Genomic DNA, 17402 nt, shown 5'->3' on the forward strand with positions numbered 1-17402 from the left:
ATGTCTGGTTCTTTTTTACAACCTGAGGCTCGAAGGTGCCATCTCGGTCACGCGGAGTATGCAGCTCAAAGCTACCGGTAGCGGTCTTCAGTGTCTTACTGGTCTTGCCATTTCTGCGATTACCAGGCTGCTTATCTTCAAGATGTTGGTCGAGCTCAACATTGAGGGCCGCTTCAGTAAGCTGTTTAATGAGTGGTGTGAGAATACCATCTTTGCCGGTCAGGTCTTTACCTGCACGCAGAGCTTCAATGGCGGCTTCCATGTCAAATGTAGGTTTGGTCATTTGAATATCCTTTTGGGTGTATATTACTCAAATGACACAGATTTATGAACACTACCTACAGGGATGTATTCACAGCGTGTCACTGAGGTGCATATGCATAAGGCCTGCGGCAGGCAATGAGTGGCACAATCAGCCGGAAGCCATTGCAAACCCAAACCACTCCCCCGCCCTCGGCAGAAACCTCTGGAATAGAAAAGGCCCGCGTTCGATGCGTGGGCCTTTTCCTTTCCCGGAATAAACAAAAGCCCCGATGCCAAAGGTATCGGGGCTTTCTTTTTTAAGTTCTAAGCTTCTGAGCTTAAGACCGACATTGCGTCTAGCGCAGGAAAAATCGTTTTAGAGCCAGGCATCTTGCCGCGACGTTTAGTGAACTAAACGAGTGGCAAGATAACGCCGCTATAGACGATTTTAACCAGCTAGAATGTCGGGTAGCAGAGACGCATTACTGCGCCACCGCCCCCTAAGAACCGTACGTGCGAGTTTCCCCGCATACGGCTCAAGCCTTTATAAGCTTGCTTAAGAAAGCAAACCAGCAACTAATGTCTATGAGTTATAAAGTAAGTGAAGGGGTTGATCGGATTCAATTTTCACCTGGCCTACCTCACAACCATCCCAGTCAAAACTGCCATCTAGCACTGGCAGTCAGAGTCGGGGCAGCTTCAAACCCACAAGGTTATCCACGCCGGGCGCAGCCCACTCCTTCCTGCTACCTTCTTGTTTGTCCCCTCTCGGCCAAGACTACATGTGCTAGCACATATATGAATTGGAGACATTCAAAAATGCTTCCAAGGGAAACCTCCTGAATCTCTCTGGGTGACGAACATAACTTTACCTTATAAAACTAATTGCACTCAAGTGATTTCGAGTGTAATTGCCGATGACAGTTAATATGCAACATCATCAAATTCGAGCTTATGTCCGTGCCGCCATCCACTCTTCTGACGATATGGTGAATATCCCATTCATCTTCTGAGTGAAACTGCTGGTGACACACCGCACATTTGTAGTCTTGTCTCTCGACAATCTTCCATAGCTTCCAGTTACCCGACAAAGATTTCTTCAATCTTTGCATCTTCAGACGCTCAAAGTATTGTTCGTCCTCCGGTAGGTAACAGTTCACTGTTGCCCGAATTTTCACATGTTTATCGACTTTCACTTTCGCTGCACTCAACAAGCGATAGTGACCATCTTCCCCTTTCGGTTTCGGTGCGCTGAATACCCAGTTTCTATCACCCACTGTTTTAAAGTATTTTTCTTTAATCCAGCGTTTACGGCGATTCAAATGGATTCGGCGACACCACTGCCATAACATTTTCCAGATACGGTAGTCGATATACTTGAATGTCTCACTCGCACATACCCAGCGGTGGTAGTTGCACCATCCTCTGATCATCGGATTCAACTTCGCTATCACAACTGAAGCTGGCACCGTTTTATGGCTGTTGAGATAATCTCGTATACCGCGCAGAAAATTCTTCACGTTTTTCTTTGACGGCTTAATCAACATCTTGCCGTCGTATTTACGCAAATTCTGCCCGAGAAAATCGAACCCGTCGTCTATATGCGTGATCAGCGTTTTTTCTGCTGACAATTGCAACCCACGTTCTGCCATAAAGGCTTCAACTATTGGTAAGACCTTATCTTCTAGTAGCTCTTTCGAGATCCCAGTGACGATGAAGTCATCTGCATAACGCACATAGTTGACCTTAGTTTTGTAACTGGCTTTTGTGTTCTTCTTCCCGAAGTGGGATTCGAGCACCGTTTCCAGTCCGTCTAAGGCCATATTGGCGAGTACAGGTGAGATAATCCCACCTTGCGGTGTACCCGCCTCCGTCGAGTTAAACTTCCCAGATTCCATGAATCCGGCTTTCAGCCACTTCTTAAGTATCGCCTTATCCATAGGAATATTGGCGATAAGCCAGTCATGGCTGATAAAGTCAAAACACCCTTTGATATCACCCTCCAGTACCCAACGGGCACTGGCCTTGCGACTGAGGTTCACGAAACATTGTTCGATAGCATCAGCACAAGAGCGATTCGGGCGAAAGCCATAGCTGTTTCGATCCGCCGTGGTTTCCGATATGGGTTCAAGAGCTAACAGGTATAGTGCCTGCATTGCTCTATCACGCATGGTTGGTATTCCCAGCGGCCTACGCTTGCCATTAGCTTTAGGAATATAGACTCGCCTCAACGGACTTGGCTTATAGCCTTTACGCATTAGTTGGTCTATAGCTCCCCATTTCAAGGCAGGAGTGTTCCAGATTTCTCCATCAACACCCGGTGTGTTTTTCCCTCTGTTTTCAGTGACGCGCCGAATGGCTATCACCTTGGCAGCAAACGAACGAGTTAACATGCGTTGCAGTCTTTTGACCTGTCGCCAGTCAGACTTTTTCGTTGCCTTTGCGATCCGTACCTGTAGCCCTCTCACCGTACGATACATTAGTGACCAGTCGATGCTGTGCCACTGCTGTGTCTGGTGGGAGGATGCAGATACGTCAATTTGCATTGAAGTATGCACCTTGCTTTCCTCCATTAACGATAAGTTAAACAAGCAACACAAGGCGCATCTGTGCCCCATAGGGCAGAGATTTACCCTATGAGGCTTGAACTTGTTGCTGACAGTACCCTAGATCCTCAAATAGGAAAGGTAACGCCCACAATTGGACTCTGACAGTTTCGACTACCGTAAAACTTGACGGCTTTACTGATTTTCACGCAATTAAAGACCAAGCAGACGTGGGCCCCGTTTCCGGTGAAAGCACGTTGGCTTTCTATCCAGCTCATTACAAGCTGACTTTCGCTTTTTCTGCTCTCCTGTGCCCGCATCCTCAACAGCGCCTCTTACGAGTTGCCTGCCCTATTGGGGCAAAGATACGGGGTTTCCGAGTTCCGTTTTCATTACACGAGTTACTTAGGTTCTACCTATTCACCGATGGCGCATGAGTCAGCGTATCCCCAGATGTAAAAGAGATAACCGGCCATATACCTTTTGGTCAGAGCGTTGGTGACGGCTAATCCTCCCAAGGGGACAATTAATCGACACGACAATAGCGTTACGCTCGTCGCGGCTGACGGTGTTTATCAGTAGTTCACTTACGTTAACCATATAACTCAGCCTAGCCCCTAAACCGCCTGCTATTGGCGGTTGTCTTAACCTTCACTTCACAGCGAAAATTAACCACTTGCGTGGGGGTACATTGTCAGGAAGCTCCGAACACAGCGTTACCGCAGATGCACTATCCCTAGGCTACTATTGGCTGAACAACAGGTCTTACTATCCAATCACCTACCCGTCCGAGTAAGAGATTGGCTAAGACAATAATGAAAACAGCTTCGCACCGTGCAGGTGGCTCAAGCTTAAATAAGACACGAATATTCCCGTTACTTCACAGACACTAGTAGCGCTGCTTCAACGTATATCATTCGCCTAAAGCGAGGGACACAGACTTTCGCCCATGCCTAAAATCGGACCTCTTACGAGGACCGATATTCGGGCTTGGGTTCAGCCCGAATATCGGGTTTTATTTATTTGCTATTTCGGCGGGTGGGATAGTAACCACGACATAAAATTATGTGGTTACTATGGACGTAGCCCGCTCGGCTAGCTACCTACGCGACTCTCGTCGCACTACATCATGCCGCCCATTCCGCCCATACCACCCATACCGCCCATATCAGGCGCAGCCTCTTCCTTTGGCAGCTCGGCTACCATGGCTTCGGTGGTGATCATCAGACCGGCTACAGAGGCCGCGAACTGCAGCGCAGAGCGGGTAACCTTGGTTGGATCCAGGATACCCATTTCCAGCATGTCGCCGTAAGTGTCGTTACCTGCGTTATAACCATAGTTACCGCTGCCGTTCTTGACGTTGTTGGCGACAACAGAGGCTTCTTCACCTGCGTTGGTAGCGATCTGGCGCAGTGGGGCTTCCATGGCGCGCAGGGCGATAACCACACCGTGCTTCTGATCTTCGTTGCTCACGTCCAGCTCACCAATCTTGGAGGCAACGCGAACCAGGGCAACACCGCCCCCAGGAACCACACCTTCTTCAACGGCGGCGCGGGTAGCGTGCAGCGCATCTTCAACGCGGGCTTTCTTCTCTTTCATTTCCACTTCGGTAGCGGCACCGACTTTGATTACCGCAACACCGCCGGCCAGCTTGGCCATACGCTCTTGCAGTTTTTCTTTGTCGTAGTCGGAAGTCGATTCTTCAACCTGCTGCTTGATCTGGGCAACACGGGCTTGAATTTGCGACTCTTCACCGCTGCCATCGATGATGGTGGTGTTGTCTTTGGTGATAACCACGCGCTTGGCGGTACCCAGGTCTTCCAGAGTGGCTTTTTCCAACTCCAGGCCAATCTCTTCGGCGATAACAGTACCACCGGTCAGGATAGCGATATCCTGCAGCATGGCCTTGCGACGGTCACCGAAACCAGGCGCCTTAACGGCAGCCACTTTAACGATACCGCGCATGTTGTTCACTACCAGAGTCGCCAGGGCTTCGCCTTCAACGTCTTCGGCAACGATCAGCAGTGGCTTGCCAGTCTTGGCCAGGCCTTCGAGGATAGGCAGCAGCTCACGGATGTTGGAGATCTTCTTGTCAACCAGCAGGATGAATGGGTTGTCCAGTTCAACAGAGCCGGTTTCAGCCTTGTTGATGAAGTAAGGAGACAGGTAACCGCGGTCGAACTGCATACCTTCAACTACGTCCAGTTCGTTTTCCAGCGCCTGACCTTCTTCAACTGTGATCACGCCTTCTTTGCCCACTTTTTCCATCGCGGTGGCGATGATTTCACCGATAGACTCATCAGAGTTGGCAGAGATGGTACCTACCTGAGCGATAGACTTGGAGTCGGAGCAGTCCTGAGACAGGGCTTTCAGCTCGGCAACGGCGGCGATTACAGCCTTGTCGATACCGCGCTTCAGATCCATTGGGTTCATACCGGCGGCAACGGCCTTCAGACCTTCGGTCACGATAGCCTGAGCCAGTACTGTGGCGGTAGTGGTACCGTCACCGGCAGCGTCGTTGGCCTTGGAAGCAACTTCCTTAACCATTTGCGCGCCCATGTTTTCAAACTTGTCTTCCAGTTCAATCTCTTTGGCAACTGAAACACCGTCTTTGGTGATCAGTGGTGCGCCGAAGCTCTTGTCCAGAACGACGTTACGGCCTTTAGGGCCCAGAGTGACTTTAACTGCGTTAGCCAGAACATTCACGCCCGCCAGCATTTTTACGCGAGCGTCATTGCCAAATTTTACTTCTTTAGCTGCCATGTTGATTATCCTTAAATTTTTCGATTACTTTGGAAGGTCTTTAATGGTTGTGAGTGGTTTATTCCACTACGGCCATCAGGTCAGCTTCTGACAGGATCAGGACTTCTTCACCGTCAATCTTCTCTTTCTTGACACCGTAACCTTCGTTGAAGATCACTACGTCACCTACCTTCACGTCCAATGGCTTAATGTCACCGTTTTCGAGGATGCGGCCATTGCCAACAGCCAGTACTTCACCACGGGTAGACTTTTCGGCTGCGCTGCCGGTCAGTACGATGCCACCGGCCGAAGTGCTTTCAACTTCCAGGCGTTTGACGATCACGCGGTCATGTAATGGACGAATATTCATCGATGGATTCTCCTAATGATTTTTGCCCAATATGAGGCGGTTCATGGTTGATGTAAAAGGCGACCAAGCCAATTGGCTTTAGCCGCTTGATGTTGGCTTATATGGGGGCCGTATTTGGCACTTCCAAGGGGACAGCTCAAAATTTTTTGAAAATTTTTGACCCTCGTTTTTTAAAGCCGGGGCAATCCTGTTAGAATCGCGCTTCCGCACGATTTCCTTCATCCATTTCACAAGAGGCAGATACGGGCCATGAGAGACAGACACGGGCTGCTCAGTCAGCCGATAGGTCGTGTACTGCTTAATATGAGTATTCCCAACATGTTAGGGATCCTCACCGTGCTGGGCTTCAATCTGGTAGACACCTACTTCATCAGTAAGCTGGGCACAGAGGCGCTGGCGGCGATCAGCTTCACCTTCCCTGTGACCCTGGTGGTATCCAGTATTGCCATCGGCATAGGCGCCGGTGTGTCCACTAATCTTGGCCGCCTGATAGGCGCCGGGCACGCCCCCAAAGCCAAGGTGTTTCTGCATGATGCCCTGCTGCTGACCTTTATTTTGACTGCCGGGCTTTCCTTGCTGGGCAGTTTGTTTATCGAGCCGCTGTTTTCCCTGCTCGGCGCCAAAGACGACATACTGCCGCTGGTGCATGACTATATGAACCTCTGGTATCTGGGGGCGCCGCTATTGGTGCTGTTGATGGTGGGTAATCAGGGCCTGAGGGCCACCGGCGATACCCGTTCCCCGGCGGCGATTTTGTCGCTGGCGGCGCTGATTAACCTGATCCTCGATCCGCTGCTTATCTTTGGTATCGGCCCCTTCCCCAGGCTGGAAATTCAAGGCGCCGCCGTGGCGACCCTGATCTCCTGGTTAATGGCACTGTCGCTGTCCAGTTATCTGTTGGTGGCCAAACGCCATATGTTGGTGGCCGCGGGCTGGTGTTTAAGTCGCTTTGTCGATAACTGGAAACAGCTGGCCCATATCGCCCAACCGGCGGCGCTGATGAATATGATCAACCCCCTGGCCAATGCCGTGATGATGGCGATGCTGGCCAGGATAGATCACGCCGCGGTGGCCGCCTTCGGTGCCGGTACCCGGCTGGAGTCTGTGCTGCTGATTGTGGTGATGGGGCTGTCTTCCAGCCTGGTGCCCTTTATCGCCCAGAATCTGGGCGCTGGTCAGAAGGAGCGCGCCCGCGAGGCATTGCTGCTGGCGCTGAAGTTTGTGCTCCTGTTCCAGACCCTGCTGTATATTCCGTTGGCGCTGCTGGCGCCGCAGATTGCCGCCCTGTTCACTACCGATCCGCAAGTGCTGGAATGGCTCAGCTTCTATATTCTGGTGTTGCCCGCCGCTTACGGCCCTCTTGGCGTGGTGATCATAGTGGCCACCTCGCTCAACGCCTACCACAGGCCCATGGCCTCGCTGGTACTGAATCTGTGCCGCCTGTTCCTGCTGATGCTACCACTGGCGGCGCTGGGCGCCTTCCTCGGTGGGGTAAAAGGCCTAATGCTGGCGCTGCCGGTAACCAACATACTCATGGGTATTGCCAGCTATTATCTGGCCAGCAATATCAGCGAACCGCAAAAAATCAAATCCCCCTGCCCCAATGAGGGATAAGCACTTGGCAACTCCAGAAAGCTGAGAGTATGCACGGCAGTAGTTGCCGCGACAGCATCCTTAAACTGACGCCGCGGCCACTGCTACGGCGCACTCATTCAAGTGCCGCGATAGCCACTGGCATAGCGATAAATGAGTGATAAATGTTTTCCAGTCAGCGCTGCAAGTTATGAGGGGTAAATAAAAAAGACCTTCCAAGCGGAAGGTCTTTTTTATCAGTGTTTGTGCCGATCACCTGCGCTACCGGGCCGACTATCATCTTGGTCTGTTTTATCTTCCGTATCCTGCGGCTGATGGCCTTTTTCACTTTGCTGAGGGCTGTTTTCACTTCGCTGAGGGCTCTCTCCACCCGACTGATGGCTCTCTCCACCCGGCTGATGGCTCTCTTCTTCCAGCTGATGGCTCTCGGGACGCTTATCGGAAGGGTCGGCCTTGCGTTCAAACTCACCTTCAAATACATCACCGCCCTGACCTCTTTGATGAGGTGGTTCAAAGGGGTTGGCACCGGCTCTGAACTGGGCGCCGGTAACCACCTTGAGCTGCATCCGCTGATAGAAATAACGTGCCAGCGGTGCCCTAGTGATAGGGGTCAGCAGAATAAGGCCGATAAGGTCGGTAACAAACCCCGGTATAAGCAGCAGAATACCGGCCATAGCCAGCATCATGCCCTCGACTATCTCTTGCCCCGGCGCTTCACCAACGGCCAACTTTTTCTGTACCGACATCAAGGTACTCACGCCCTGGCTGCGAACCAGAGAAACACCGACCACCGCGGTGAGGATCACCAATGCCACTGTGTTCCAGCTGCCCAGGACTTCGCCGACCCGGATAAGTACCGAGAGTTCGACGACAGGGATCAGCACAAAGATGATCAACATTATCAGAAATGGCATGTAGGCCTCATTTTTTGCAGTAGTTGAAAACTAAATGGGGATAACCCGGTCTGATTTCAAGTCCGCAGCCTGCAACGGGTTTGGCGCTTAAGCTCACTGTTTCAGCAAAGCCTTAATGCAAGCCTGCGGCAAAACACGTAAAGTAGACGCTCGATTTTAATCCCCTTGGCTTAAGTCAGGTTTAATTTAACCCGCTCATTATGGACATAAAATCTCAACAAGCGCTGCTGGTTTTTTGCAGTTGCCCGGATACAGACAGTGCCAAGAGCCTGGCGGCAACCTTGGTGCGCGAGTCACTGGTGGCCTGTGCTCAGGTGAGTCAGACTGTGGATTCCTTTTATGTCTGGCAGGGCGAACTCTGCCAGGAGGCTGAAGTCAGTCTGCAGCTCAAATGTCTGGCCAGCGCCTACCCCAGGCTGGAGCAGAGACTACTCGAACTGCATCCCTATGAAGTACCTGAAATTATTGCTGTGCCCATCAGTCATGGGCTGCCCGCCTATCTGGATTGGATAAAAGACAACACTAAGCTATGAAGAAAATACTTACCCTGCTGCTAGGCAGCCTGTTGCTTCTCAGCCCGCTGGTTCAGGCCGATGGGATCTTTGGTAACAAGCAATTCGATTTTCTCAAGAGTGAACCTGAGCTGATGCCTGTGGATCAGGCCTTTGCCTTCGACTTTAGTCAGCAAGGCAATAAGGTCAAGCTCAGTTGGGTGATAGCCGACGGCTATTACATGTACCGCGACAAACTCAAGTTCAGCATAGATGGCGGTGAACTGGGCGAGATAGCCCTGCCCCAGGGCAAGGGCCACACGGATGAGTATTTCGGTGAGCAGCAGGTGTACTACTCCTTTATCGAAATTCCAGTTGCCATTAAAGAGGCAGGGGAAGCCGCCAAGTTATCCGTCACCTTTATGGGCTGCGCCGAGGGCAAACTCTGCTTCCCGCCGACCACCAGAGACGCCCTACTTAAACCTGTGGCGGCCAATGATGGCATACTGCCCGATACCGACAAGAGTGCCGATGCAAAAGCGCCGGCTCCCAAGGGCCAGGCGGTAACCCAACAGGATAACCTGCTGGACAAGCTGCTCTCCGGCGACAGCACCCTGCTCAACTATCTGACCTTCTTCGTGTTGGGGATAGGTCTGGCGCTGACCCCTTGTGTGTTCCCCATGTATCCCATTCTGTCGGGGATCATTGTCGGCCAGGGGCAGAAAGTCTCCACCGGCAAGGCCTTTACCCTGTCGATGGCTTATGTGCAGGGGATGGCAATTACCTATTCGCTGCTGGGGCTGGTGGTGGCTTCGGCCGGTCTCAAGTATCAGGCGGCGCTGCAACACCCGGCTGTGCTTATCACCATAGCCATACTGTTTGTGATACTCAGTCTGTCTATGTTTGGCCTCTATGAGCTGCGCCTGCCCGCCAGTTGGCAACAGAAGATGAACAGCCTCTCCAATAAGCAAAAGGGTGGCAATCTGCTGGGCGTGTTCGTCATGGGTGTGCTTTCGGGCCTGGTGGCCTCGCCCTGTACCACGGCGCCGCTATCGGCGGTACTTGTGTACGTGGCACAAACCGGCGATCTGCTACAGGGCTTTTTGACCCTCTATATTCTCAGCATGGGCATGGGTCTGCCGCTGCTGCTGATAGGCACCTCTGGCGGTAAGTTGCTGCCGCGCGCCGGCACCTGGATGAACATCATCAAGCATGTGTTCGGTTTCCTGCTGGTGGCCGTGTCCATCATAATGCTGGGCCGTATCTGGCCTGGATTGGTGTCGGATCTCATGTGGTCTGTGTGGGCCATCGTCTTTGTCGGCTACCTGATGCACCAGAACAAGCTGAGCCAGTTCAACTGGAAACAGACAATGCGCAGCGTGATCCTGACCCTGCTGTTGCTGTCGAGTTTCTCCTATGGTTTCCAGGCGGTAATGAGCGCCATGGGCTACCACTTCATGGGGCAGCTACAAGCCGAGCATCATACCTTCAAGCGCATCAAGTCACTTGAGGATTTCAAGACCGAACTGGCAGATGCCAAGGCCGCCGGCAAGCCGGTAATGTTGGATCTCTATGCCGATTGGTGTGTGGCCTGTAAGGAGTTTGAGCAGATCACCTTCAAGAATGCCGAGGTTAAACAGCGGATGGAACAGATGGTGCTGCTGCAGGCCGATGTGACCGCCATGGATGAAACCGATGTCGCCCTGCTGGAGGCCTATGATGTGCTGGGGCTGCCGACACTGTTGTTTATCGATGAGCAAGGCCAGCTGAAAAATGAGCTGAGAGTGACAGGTTTCATGGGCCCGAAAGAGTTTGCCGCCCACTTGGACATTTTGCTCAAAAACTAGTGCGTTAGTACTGACATTTCTGGAAAAGCGAACTTATCAGCAGATAAGTTCGCTTTTTTATTTAAATTTAATGCTCTTCTTATAGAATAACCTTCTAATAGCCATCATTTTTCCCGAAAGAATAAAAATGGAACCAGCAATTCTTGTTATTACCTTGGCCTGCGGCATGCTGGTCAACCGCATCAATTTACCACCGCTTATCGGCTATCTGGCCGCCGGCTTTGTACTCTATACCTTGGGGGTAGACAATGACAGCCTGCCAATGCTTAACGAATTGGCTAACTTAGGGGTTACCCTGCTGCTGTTTGCCATAGGCCTCAAGCTGGATATCCGCAGCCTGTTCAAGGCCGAAGTCTGGGCCGGCTCCAGCCTGCACCTGATGTTATCCATGGTGATCTTTGTCCCCATTCTCAAACTGCTGGGGCTGGTTGGCCTGGTGCAATTGACCAATCTCACGGTGGAACAGCTGACTCTGCTGGCCTTTGCCCTGAGCTTTTCCAGTACTGTATTTGCGGTCAAGGTATTGGAAGACAAGGGCGATATGCAATCCCTCTACGGCCGGGTCGCCATAGGTATTCTGATCATGCAGGATATCTTTGCGGTATTGTTCCTGACCATTTCCAAGGGGGAGTTTCCCTCGATATGGGCGCTGGCACTCCTGTTATTACCTTTAGCCAAACCCTTGATATACAGAGCCTTTGATAAGGTCGGCCACGGTGAACTCCTGGTACTCTTCGGCCTGGTGATGGCTTTGGTGGTCGGCGCCTGGCTGTTTGAATCTGTGGGGCTGAAACCGGATCTTGGCGCGCTGATCATAGGTATCCTGCTGGCAGGGCACAAGAAGGCGTCCGAGCTGGCCAAGTCGCTGTTCTATTTTAAAGAACTGTTTCTGGTGGCCTTCTTCCTCACCATAGGTCTCAACGGTCTGCCGAGCGTGACAGATATTATGCTGGCTGTGCTGCTGGTGACACTGATCCCGCTGAAAATCCTGTTGTTTGTCTATATCCTCACCCGCTTCAAACTGCGCTCGCGCACCTCTATGCTGGGCTCATTCAACCTGGGTAACTTCAGTGAGTTCGGTCTGATTGTGGCTGCCGTGGCTACCAGCAAAGGCTGGCTACCCTCTCAGTGGCTGGTGATCATTGCCGTGGCACTGAGCTTCAGTTTTGTATTGGCGGCACCACTCAACGCCATGGTGGGCAACATCTACCAGAAGTACCAACAGAAACTGGTCAAGCTCGAGAAGCACCCGCTGCACCCGGAAGACAGACAGATCCCCGTGGGCAATCCGCGCTTCCTTATTCTGGGGATGGGGCGCATAGGCTCTGGTGCCTATGATGAACTCAAGGCCAGATTCGATGGTGAGATCCTGGGGATTGAACACAAACAGGAGTTGGTGGATTTCCACCGCGAGCAAGGGCGTAACGTAGTACAAGGCGATGCTTCGGATACCGACTTCTGGGAAAAACTCGACCGGGCTCCCGGGCTTGAACTTGTGCTGCTGGCGATGCCGTATCATGCGGGTAATATGTTTGCAGTTGAGCAACTTAAAAAACTGAATTACCAAGGAAAAATCAGCGCGATTGTGCAATATGGTGATGAGGGTGTGGCGCTGCGCGAATCCGGCGTCCACAGTGTTTACAACCTCTATGAGGCCGCAGGTGCCGGTTTTGTCGAGCATGTGGTCTGTGAACTGCTGGCGGCCGAAACCGTCAAGGAAGCCGACGCCAAGAAAGCCGCATCCTGATATCTTAGTATCATTTAGCCTCACTCTGTCCGGCAGCGGGTGAGGCTTTTCCTTTCATCTTCCCGAATACCCCCTCAATCTATCCTGGAATGCAACCTGGATAAAAATCTCACTTACACCTCAGAGACAGAAATGATATAACAACAGAAAAGCAGTCATTTATGTTGCTGTTCGAGCGTTTTTTTGCGGAATCCATAAGAGCATGTCGAATCCTGCCCCCAGCGTTACCAAACTCTTTGTCAAAACCTTCGGCACCAAGCCCGATGCTTTATATCAGGCCCCCGGTCGGGTCAACCTTATCGGGGAACACACAGACTATAACGAAGGTCTGGTGCTACCGGCGGCAATCAACTTTCACACAGTCATCGCGGTCAAGCGCCGTGACGACGACAAGTTCCGCGCCGTATCAGGTGCCTTTCCCGGCATTTTTGAATGGCACTATGGCAATGAAGGCAGCATGAACGAGGATGAGGGCTGGGTCAGCTACCTCAAGGGCTTTACCTCCGCCATGGCCCAGAGCGGCCTACCTGCCCGCGGCCTGGATCTGGCGGTGATCGGCAATGTACCGGCCAACGCCGGATTAGCCTCGTCGGCCTCGCTGGAAATCGCCTTTGGCACCGCCATCAATGACACCAGTCAACTGCATCTGTCACCGCTGGCCATAGCGCAATTGGCGCAGCGGGGTGAAAACCACTATGTCGGCCATAGCTGCGGCATCATGGACCAGATCACCTGTGCCATGGCCGAAGCCGGGTCAGCGCTGCTTATAGACTGCCTGGATCTGGACTGCGAAAGCGTGCCCTTCCCCGACGATCTCAGTCTGCTGATCATCAATTCCGGCCTACCCTCCATCGCTCACAACAAAAAGTTTGGTGAGCGCCGCTTGCATTGCGAGCAGGTGGCAGGACATTTCGGTTTGGATACCCTGCGCCACTTGTCGCTCAGGGCGCTGCAAAGCGCCGAGGATGAACTGGATCCGGTTGCCTTTCGCCGTGCCCGCCATGTGATCAGTGAAAATCAACGCACCCAGAGCGCCTGCCGCGCCCTGGAGCAGGGCGATATCGCCAGGCTCAGTAAACTGATGGCCGAATCACACCGCTCGATGCGCGATGACTTTGAAATCAGCCATCCAGCGATAGATACCCTGGTGGAATTGATAACCGACGTCGTCGGCGAACGCGGCGGAGTACGGATGACAGGCAAGGGCTTTGGCGGCTGCGTCATCGCCCTGGTGGAACATGAGTTGACCGACAAGGTGATTGCCGCCGTCGAGCAGCAATACCCGGCCAAAACCGAGCTGGAGGTCAGTGTTTACCTGTGCAGCCCCAGCGACGGAGCCTGCCGCCTGGACTGAGTTGTAGCCCTAAAGCCAAAAGGAACTAGCAGATGATACGTTTCAGCGCACTCGACAGTTGGGAAGATCCCCGCGGCGGCCAAATAGAAAGGGTCAGAATCGACAATGGCATTCTGGCGCTGGAAGTGCTCAGTCTCGGTGGCATTATTCGCTCACTGTGGGCGCCGGATCGCCATGGTGAGCGCGCCAATATCGTGCTTGGCTGTGACTCTGCAGCCGATTATCTGGATCAGGACGCCTGTTTGGGCGCGGCTGTCGGGCGTTACGCCAATCGTATCAAGCAAGGGCAAATTCACGGCCTGGGCAAGACTTTTTCTCTGGACAAAAACTTCAACGGCCACTGCCTGCACGGCGGCCACGAAGGCTTTCATCGGCGCCAGTGGCAACTGGGCACGCTGCCGGATGGGGTACGCCTCAGCCTGATAAGCCCGGACGGTGACATGGGTTTTCCCGGTGAATGCCGGGTGCAATTGGACTATCGTCTGGCGGGCAACAACCTGTTTGTGGAGTTTATGGCCTCAAGCAGCCAGGACTGCCCGGTGAGCCTGACTCAGCACAGCTATTTCAATCTCGATGGCCGGGCGGATATCGCTGAGCACCATTTGCAACTCGATAGCCGCAGAGTCCTGGCAACCGATTCCGAAGGCATTCCCAGCGGCATAGTCGATACCCAAGGCAGCATGTTGGATCTCAGCCAGGGCAAGACTCTCAAAGCACTGCTGGGACAGCCGGAACTGGCCGCCGGCCAAGGGCTGGATCACTGCTTTATCAGCCGGCAACAGAAAGATGAGCTCTGGCGTGTGGGTCGTCTGAGCGCACCGCTATCCGGCCGCGGCCTAACGCTGTACACCAACCAGCCCGGAGTGCAGCTATACACAGGCGCCGGGCTAGAAGGGACCAAGGGTCGTAAGGGCCAAGCGTTGAAGGCCTGGCAGGGCGTCTGTCTCGAGCCACAAATGCTGCCGGACGCTGCCAATCAGCCACAACTGCACGGCGATCCCTGGATAGCCCCCGGACAAATTTATCATCATTTGAGCCGCTACGAGTTCGATACCCAGGCATGACCAAACTCTATTTCAACGCCGAGGATCTCGGCCAGATCAGCATAGGCGCCTTTGCCTTGTCCGTGCCCATCTCCTTTTCCGAGGAAGCCTGGATGCTGGCGGCCAATCTACCGGTAGTAAATCTGGTACTGGTGGTGGTATTGAGCCTGAGCTTTATCGCCCTGTTTGCCTATCAGAGTGTGTTTCAGGCCAACATCAAGGCCAGGGTGTGGGTGTTTTGGCTGCGGATCCTGCTGGCTTATGCCCTGACCCTGCTGGTGGTGAGTGTCGTCTTGCTGGCCCTGGATAAATGGCCATTACTGAGCGATCCCTTACTGGCGCTGAAACGCACCCTGTTGATCGCCATGCCGGCCTCTATGGGCGCCATCATAGTCGATAGCTTCGATAAAGAATAATCGGCTATCCAATAGATAATGTCAGTATTCGACTGTCCGGTATACCCGGGCCACCGCTTCAGTAAACTGAAGACGGACGGCCGGGTATAGGGATATCAGTCGTCGAAGCTGTCATCCCAATCGTCATCGAAATCATCACCCATGTTGTCGGTTTCAACCTCGACCTCAGGTTCCGGCTTGGGCTTACGCGCGGGAGCGCTGTCTTTGACGTTGTTCAGATTGACTCTGGCCTGCTGCTTTTGCATAAACTCGCTGCGGACCGCTTTGAATGCACTACCGAACTCACGCTCGGCAGCCTTGGCTTCATCCTCACCCAGATCATGCAAGTTGGGTTTAACTATATCTTCCACATATTCAATAATCGCATTGCGCTGAGAGTTGAACAGGTAGATACGTCCAGGAGATGCCTCGGGTAACTGATTGTCATGGACGACGATAGCATTGCCACGTGCGGTTCTGAGCTCGCCATACCAAACTTGTTTCTTTGCAGTGTTATACATATATGCCAATACCCTTAAATCAACACATACACCAGAGAAGTTGCCAATAAGTCGCTGCACTTTGTGCCTGGACTTGCTCGCGCCTTCCCTAAAGTTTTTCGGCCAAAGAAGCGCACTACTGCTCACTTTGCCACAATAGGTTTCCACCTTTGGAAGGTGGCGTTTTCAAGTGCGTATTCTTACAGAATCTTTCCGAGAATCAATGCTGCAAACCGTGATTTTTCCAACTAAATAACGATTAATTTTTCATGACAGCACCCTAGAGTGCTCTCACAAAGGACTTTAGCCTAAATTTTCATCAGGGCAAGTTGAATTTTGCACGCAAACGCCTTAAGGCTGCATGTTACAGCCAACCAGCGACGACGAAGAAAAAGCTGCCGAAGGAATATTCAGCAGCCAAAGGGAGTGGCGCGTCAGTAGCTACTTACTTCAGTGTCAGTACCACCTTGCCCGAGTGATTGCCGGATTCCAGCAAGTGGTGTGCCGCAATGCAGTCTTGCAGCGGGAAGCTGGCAAAGATATGTGGCTTAAGGGCGCCTTCATTCAATAACGGCCAGACCTTGGCCTTGAGCTCGGCAGCAATCGCCGCCTTGGCCGCGACGCTTTGAGGCCTCAGAGTCGAGCCGGTCCAAACAATGCGCTTGGCCATCAGGCGAAAGATATCCACTTCAGCCCTGGCCCCCCTTTGCATGGCAATAGACACCATGCGGCCATCAGAGGCGAGTACCTTGAGATTCTTGTTGGCAAAGTCGCCGCCAGCCATATCCAGCACCACTTCGACCCCCTTGCCCTCGGTCCAGTCCATTACAGGTTCGACAAAGTCCTGTCGGCGGTAATCAATCGCAAGCTCAGCCCCCAGTTGCCGACACCAGGCACATTTCTCCGGGCTACCGGAAGTCACCAGTACCCTGGCACCAAAAGCCTTGGCCAGGGCAATGGCGCTACTGCCGATACCGCCCGAGCCGCCGTGGATTAGCACTGTCTCACCTGGCTGCAACCCGGCTCGCATAAACAGATTGCCCCACACGGTAAAGAAAGTCTCGGGAATCGCTGCAGCCTCTTCCAGGCTCCAGCCCTTGGGCACAGGCAAGCAATGCCCCGCCCAGGTAAGCACATACTCACTGTAACCACCGCCAGGCACCAGGGCACAGACCGCTTGCCCATTTTGCCATTGGTCTACGCCCTGCCCCAATGCCACTATCTCGCCGGCCACTTCCAACCCCAACACGGGGGAAGCGTCTGCCGGAGGCGGATAGTTGCCCTTGCGCTGTGCCAAATCCGGGCCATTGACTCCGGCCGCCGCCACCTTGATCAACACCTGCCCCGGGCCGGGAGTAGGGATCTCGGCATCAGCCAAATAGAGCACTTCCGGTTGTCCGGGAGTATCAAAAATAACCTGTTTCATTACTGCTCCTTGATGTAGGGAAGAGCCGAACCACAGCTTATATTTGCCTTTAACTCGGTTCAGTGCAAATCTGGCATCGAGTCATGGCGGCCATCGGCGCACGACTTTCAGCTGGCTTGAAAGTCGAATGCCGCTCATATCCAGATGCCTGGCTCCCGCAATAGCCCACCATTAAACCCGCATAAAAAAAC

The 17402-nt window shown here is 52.9% G+C and carries 13 protein-coding genes and 1 pseudogene; 7 read left to right on the forward strand and 7 right to left on the reverse strand.

Going from position 1 to position 17402, the window contains the following annotated elements; genetic code table 11:
• The 4 genes from AYI96_RS14250 to AYI96_RS14265 form a co-directional block, all read right to left on the reverse strand.
• A partial coding sequence (locus AYI96_RS14250) for a transposase (RefSeq protein WP_186300070.1) occupies window positions 1-283 on the reverse strand: 283 nt, incomplete at its 3' end.
• Between the two features lie 841 nt (window positions 284-1124).
• Entirely contained in the window at window positions 1125-2789 is a 1665-nt protein-coding gene (gene ltrA / locus AYI96_RS14255; RefSeq protein ID WP_144361825.1) for a group II intron reverse transcriptase/maturase, read from the reverse strand.
• Window positions 2790-3911: 1122 nt separating this feature from the next.
• Complete coding sequence (gene groL / locus AYI96_RS14260) at window positions 3912-5552, reverse strand: chaperonin GroEL (RefSeq protein ID WP_039033505.1); 1641 nt, start codon at window positions 5550-5552, stop codon at window positions 3912-3914.
• A 58-nt stretch (window positions 5553-5610) separates the two neighbouring features.
• Complete coding sequence (locus AYI96_RS14265; protein ID WP_025010152.1) at window positions 5611-5901, reverse strand: co-chaperone GroES; 291 nt, start codon at window positions 5899-5901, stop codon at window positions 5611-5613.
• Between the two features lie 249 nt (window positions 5902-6150).
• Here AYI96_RS14265 and AYI96_RS14270 point away from each other — a divergent pair, with 249 nt between their 5' ends.
• Window positions 6151-7515 carry an MATE family efflux transporter gene (locus AYI96_RS14270; RefSeq protein ID WP_039033506.1) on the forward strand — a complete coding sequence of 455 codons (1365 nt, stop codon included), beginning with the start codon at window positions 6151-6153 and terminating at the stop codon, window positions 7513-7515.
• A gap of 335 nt (window positions 7516-7850) precedes the next feature.
• Here AYI96_RS14270 and AYI96_RS14275 read toward each other — a convergent pair.
• A pseudogene (locus tag AYI96_RS14275) lies at window positions 7851-8408 on the reverse strand (FxsA family protein); the annotation flags it as partial.
• 200 nt (window positions 8409-8608) lie between these two features.
• On the opposite strand from AYI96_RS14275, the gene cutA reads away from it, so the two are divergent.
• The 6 genes from cutA to AYI96_RS14305 all read left to right on the forward strand — a co-directional run bounded on the left by cutA (window position 8609) and on the right by AYI96_RS14305 (window position 15306).
• Window positions 8609-8941 (forward strand): divalent-cation tolerance protein CutA, encoded by a 333-nt coding sequence (gene cutA / locus AYI96_RS14280; RefSeq protein WP_144361827.1) that lies wholly within the window; start codon window positions 8609-8611, stop codon window positions 8939-8941.
• Window positions 8938-10746: a protein-disulfide reductase DsbD gene (locus AYI96_RS14285; RefSeq protein WP_144361828.1), complete on the forward strand. Its 1809-nt coding sequence runs from the start codon at window positions 8938-8940 to the stop codon at window positions 10744-10746. The genes cutA and AYI96_RS14285 overlap by 4 nt, the downstream gene beginning before the upstream one ends.
• A 127-nt stretch (window positions 10747-10873) precedes the next feature.
• On the forward strand, window positions 10874-12493 hold the full coding sequence (locus tag AYI96_RS14290; RefSeq protein WP_039033509.1) for a cation:proton antiporter family protein: 1620 nt from the start codon (window positions 10874-10876) through the stop codon (window positions 12491-12493).
• Between the two features lie 202 nt (window positions 12494-12695).
• Entirely contained in the window at window positions 12696-13847 is a 1152-nt protein-coding gene (galK, locus tag AYI96_RS14295; protein WP_039033510.1) for a galactokinase, read from the forward strand.
• Between the two features lie 32 nt (window positions 13848-13879).
• Window positions 13880-14911 (forward strand): aldose epimerase family protein, encoded by a 1032-nt coding sequence (locus AYI96_RS14300; RefSeq protein ID WP_144361829.1) that lies wholly within the window; start codon window positions 13880-13882, stop codon window positions 14909-14911.
• The gene (locus AYI96_RS14305; RefSeq protein ID WP_039033512.1) at window positions 14908-15306 is read left to right on the forward strand and encodes a DUF2391 family protein; all 399 of its coding nucleotides are present in this window, start codon (window positions 14908-14910) and stop codon (window positions 15304-15306) included. The genes AYI96_RS14300 and AYI96_RS14305 overlap by 4 nt, the downstream gene beginning before the upstream one ends.
• Before the next feature lie 95 nt (window positions 15307-15401).
• Here AYI96_RS14305 and AYI96_RS14310 read toward each other — a convergent pair whose 3' ends face one another.
• Both AYI96_RS14310 and AYI96_RS14315 read right to left on the reverse strand, forming a co-directional pair.
• Window positions 15402-15806, reverse strand: coding sequence for a hypothetical protein (locus tag AYI96_RS14310; RefSeq protein ID WP_039033513.1), 405 nt, complete (start codon window positions 15804-15806; stop codon window positions 15402-15404).
• Window positions 15807-16230: 424 nt separating this feature from the next.
• The gene (locus tag AYI96_RS14315) at window positions 16231-17211 is read right to left on the reverse strand and encodes an NAD(P)H-quinone oxidoreductase (protein ID WP_039033514.1); all 981 of its coding nucleotides are present in this window, start codon (window positions 17209-17211) and stop codon (window positions 16231-16233) included.
• Window positions 17212-17402 lie beyond the last annotated feature (191 nt).

The sequence above is a fragment of the Shewanella sp. MSW genome (assembly GCF_007636515.1).
GTDB classification, from domain to species: Bacteria; Pseudomonadota; Gammaproteobacteria; order Enterobacterales; family Shewanellaceae; genus Shewanella; species Shewanella indica.